The sequence below is a fragment of the Paeniroseomonas aquatica genome (assembly GCF_030409335.1).
GTDB classification, from domain to species: domain Bacteria; phylum Pseudomonadota; class Alphaproteobacteria; order Acetobacterales; family Acetobacteraceae; genus Belnapia; species Belnapia aquatica.
The window spans coordinates 1-3,930 of record NZ_JAUFPN010000032.1; the positions used below are offsets into that span (position 1 = coordinate 1).

Sequence of the window (3,930 nt, forward strand, 5' to 3'; positions counted from 1 at the left end):
CGCATCGTCGCCGACGGGACCGTCGACGAGGTGCTGGGCGCCCCCTGAGCCGGCTCAGCCGCGGCCGCGCCAGCGCGCCACCACCCGGCGCAGCGGCAGCAGGCGGCGCCAGGCCGCGCGCGCCGGGCGCAGCGCCGCCCGCGCCTCGGCGGCGGAGAGGGCGATGGGGGGCAGCGTCTCCTCGGCCAGCGTCCGCAGCCGGGCGTCGATGGCATCGAGGCGGGCGGGCAGGTCCATGGGTGCCGCCGCGGAGGCGGGGGCACTGGCGTCGATCATCCAGTCGGTCTGCTCACGCAACTCGAGCAGCATCTCCCGCAGCAGCGCCAGCCGCGCCGCCTCGCGCGCCTCGGCTGAGGGGAAGTGGCGCCGGCCGCGCCGCAGCCGCACCAGGAACTCGGTTGCCGGCTGGGCGGCGCTCCATTCCACCTGCCAATCGATCAGGCCGAGGTCGCTCAGCTCGAGGATCAGCAGGGCGAAGCTGGCCGGGGTGAATTGCCAGGCATGGCAGTCGACGTAGTCGCCATCCGGCGTAATGGCCTCGAATTGGGCCATGGCTTGGTCGAGGCTGTGGTCCAGCCGCAACCCGTCGCCGAGCGGCTGACGAGCCCAGGCCCCCTGGCCGTTCAGGCTCGACTTGTAGGCAACATGGTCGAACATATGGGCGGCGATGTGTCGGCCGCGCAGCGCCTTGTGCGCCGCCAGCAGATGCCCCGTCGTGCTGACGGGGCGGAAGACGTCGAAGCAGAACCTCTTGTCCGGCACCGCGAGGATCAGGCGACCCTCGGTCGGGTGAAGCAGAACCTGCACCGAACGCAGAAAGCCTATCACGTCAGGGATATGCTCGATGACATGGGAGGCGATGAGCGCGGCGTAGCGGCCATGGTCGGCAGCCGGCACCGCCGTTTCCAGCGGGCCGCCCTGCCACACCACGTCGACCGCTTCGATCCGGCGGACGTCGACATGCGGGTTGCCGGTGTATTTTTCGACCAGCCCGGCCTGGCTCGCGTGATCGACGACCGTCACCTGCCAGCCGGCCGATTTCGGCGCGACCGGGTTGAAGCTCGGGCCGATCTCGATCAGCCGGTCGCTCGGGCGGATCCCCTCCAGCAGCAGGCCGACCCGATCCCCGGCCATCAGCGGAACAGCACCCCGGCGATGGCATCGCCATAGGCCGAGGCGCGGTACTGCCGGTCCGCCGCCTCGGCCGCGGCCTCGGCCATGGTGGGGTAGTCGTCGAGCCGGGCGAGCGCCCGCTCCAGCGCCGCGTCCCAGCTCTGCGCCGGGGCGAGGTAGCCGGTCTCGCCCTCGACCACCGCGCGGCGCAGGGTGAAGCTGGGCGAGGCGACGCTGATGGTCCCGACGACGGCGGCCTCGAACACTTTCAGCTCCGATTTGCAATTGGTGAAGGTGTTGTCCTGCAGCGGCACGATGTTCAGCTCGACCTGGCCGATCAGCCGCTGCAGGTTGAGGAAGTCCTGCAGCGGGAAGCGCTCGATCCGGTCGCCCAGCGCCGCCAGCCGGCCGCGCGCCTCCATGAAGCCGACCAGCCTGAGCCGGATCCGGCTGTCGCGCAACATCAGCTCGGCCAGGCTGTCCGCGGCCAGGGCGAAGTCCCGGTTGTGGGTCGGCGTGCCGCTGAAATAGCCGATGGTGACATCCCGGTCGCGCCGGAAGCCCGAGGCGCGCTTGCGCTCGAGGATATCGGCCGAGGCCTGGCGCTGCCGGCCGTTCAGGAAATTCGGCACCACCGAGGTCGGCAGGCCGCAGAATTCGGTGGCGCGGGCGGCGAGGTACTCGTTGGTCAGGATCACCCCGTCGCAGAGCCGCATGGTGCCGCCGACCCGGCCGATGTAGCCGTACCAGAAGTCGAAGGCGGCATCCGTCACCTCCTGGTCGAGCGTCTCCAGCACGAGATGGGTGAAGCGGGCGTCGAAGATCAGGTCGTCGACGTCGAACAGCACCCGGCGGCCGCGCGACCGCGCCGCGGCGATCAGCCGGGCGAGGCCGAGCGAATAGCGCATCCGGCAGATGACCAGCGTGTCGCAGCGGTCGAGGATGGTCTCCATGTGCTCGAGGTCGGCGCTGCAGAACCAGGCGGCGCCGATGTCGGGCCGGCATTCCGCCAGCGCCTCGATCATGTTGAAGACCCGGTAGCGGAAGGTGCTGGTGTCCGGCGCCTCATAAAAATAGGCGACGCGGGGATGGCCGCGCGCGAGCTGCAGCAGGCGGGTGTCGAAGCTTTGCATCCAGGGATCGCGGTAGTCGATGACCGGCAGCTCGGCGGTGAACATCGCTCAGCCCGCCGCCAGCCGGTCGAGCACCGGCGCGAAGGCGGCTTCCCAGTCGCGGTTGATGCGGCCGGCGGCGTAATTGGCCTGGCGCCGCGGGGCGTCGGCGGCAAGCGCCACCGCCTCGGCGAGGCCCTGCACCAGCCCCTCCACCGTCGGCTCGACGCAGAGGATGTTGCGCGAGTACTGCTCGAGCGAGACCTTGGGGCCGCAGCGGTTGGTCACCACCACCGCGCCGCTGGCCGCGAGGTCGAGCGGCGGGTAGCTCGGGTGCGGGGTCTGCATCAGCGACAGGCCGACGTCGATGCTGCGGACCAGCGCGGCGTATTCGGTCCAGGGCAGGTTCTGCGCCACCTGCGGCTGGACGTTGCCGGGCAGCAGCAGCGGCGGCAGGTTGGCGCCGACGAAGTGGAATTCCCAGTCCTCCGGCCGCAGCACGCCGCGCTCGATCGCCGCGGTCACCGCCTCGAGCCCGCGCAGGAAGAGGTTCCGCGCATGATGCGGCCGGGCATAGAAGAAGAAGCGGCGGCGGCCCTCGGCCGGGCGCTCGGCGGCATGGTAGATCGAGTCCGGGAAGGCCGGCTCGAAGGCCATGCCGCCGGCGATCACGCCGCGCATGCCCTGCTGCACCAGGTGGTCGTGCAGCGCCTGGGTATTGACGATGAAGCGCAGGGATTCGTCCTGCATCACCTCCTGGCAGCGCAGCTGCTCGTCGCCGACCGGGTAGAACATCCGCTCGTCCTCCTGCAGCAGGTACAGGATGCGCTGCGGCGGGGCGACGTTCCGTGCCGCCCAGGTGGTCCACCAGGAGGTGGTGAGCAGCAGGTCGTTGTCGCCCATGGGCAGGGCATGGCCCTCGCCGCCGGCGCCGGCATGCAGGAATTCGATGTTGCCGTCGTAGCGGATGCCCTGCGCCGCCAGGATGGTGCCGAAATTGCGCGGCTCGGGCGGCGACTGCCGGGTGACGATGCGCAGCGCCATGTCCTGCCGCTTCGCCAGCAGCGCGGCGAGGATGGCGGCGGTGCCGACGCCGCCGAACAGGCTGCCGGCGCTGATGCTGTCGGTCACCATGGTCAGCCGCCGCGGCTGGCCGGGGTCGGGGAAGCTGACCATGCGGCCGGGCAGGGACCGGGCGATGAGGGTGCTGGCCGGGGTCGGGCCGCCGGGCAGGGCCGGCACCTCCGCCGACGAGGGCGCGGCCAGCGCCAGCGGCTCCGCGGCGCCGGGCTGCGGCGGCGGGCTGCCGCCTAGCGCCCGGCGCAGCCGGTCGCGGTAGCCCGGCTCGCCGCGCAGCAGCCCGGTGGCGACCCGCAACGGCCGGGTGATCCGCCAGGCGGAGGAGGCGATCAGCGCCGCGCGCTGCGCGTCCGAAGCGCGGGCCGCGGCCAGCGCCGGGGCCGCGGTCGCCACCGCCAGGTCGCGCGCCCGGCAGGCGGCGGCATAGTCGCCGGCGATGCGGTCACGCTCGGCCTGCAGCGCCGCCGCGTCGGGCGCCGGCTTGCCGGCCGCGCGCCGCGCTAGGTCCTGGCNGCATAGTCGCCGGCGATGCGGTCACGCTCGGCCTGCAGCGCCGCCGCGTCCGGCGCCGGCTTGCCGGCCGCGCGCCGCGCTAGGTCCTGGCGCATCGCCTCGAGACCGGCGG

At 72.5% G+C, this 3,930-nt stretch carries 3 protein-coding genes; all 3 read right to left on the reverse strand.

From position 1 onward, the window contains the following. Positions 1 to 54: 54 nt before the first annotated feature. Genes QWZ14_RS03290 through QWZ14_RS03300 form a run of 3 tightly spaced genes read right to left on the reverse strand, consistent with a single transcriptional unit; the run spans position 55 to position 3,698 of the window. Complete coding sequence (locus QWZ14_RS03290) at positions 55 to 1,134, reverse strand: class I SAM-dependent methyltransferase (RefSeq protein WP_290315139.1); 1,080 nt, start codon at positions 1,132 to 1,134, stop codon at positions 55 to 57. Then, positions 1,134 to 2,291, reverse strand: a complete 1,158-nt coding sequence (locus QWZ14_RS03295) for a glycosyltransferase (protein WP_290315140.1) — start codon at positions 2,289 to 2,291, stop codon at positions 1,134 to 1,136. Before QWZ14_RS03295 ends, QWZ14_RS03290 begins: the two co-directional genes overlap by 1 nt. A gap of 3 nt (positions 2,292 to 2,294) precedes the next feature. Then, positions 2,295 to 3,698, reverse strand: coding sequence for a rhamnosyltransferase WsaF family glycosyltransferase (locus QWZ14_RS03300; protein WP_290315141.1), 1,404 nt, complete (start codon positions 3,696 to 3,698; stop codon positions 2,295 to 2,297). Positions 3,699 to 3,930: the final 232 nt, after the last annotated feature.

Bases quoted from the DNA above. Each gene is read 5' to 3' on its own strand.
- QWZ14_RS03295 (WP_290315140.1), bottom strand. From the start codon at position 2,291: ATGTTCACCGCCGAGCTGCCGGTCATCGACTACCGCGATCCCTGGATG.
- QWZ14_RS03290 (WP_290315139.1), bottom strand. From the start codon at position 1,134: ATGGCCGGGGATCGGGTCGGCCTGCTGCTGGAGGGGATCCGCCCGAGC.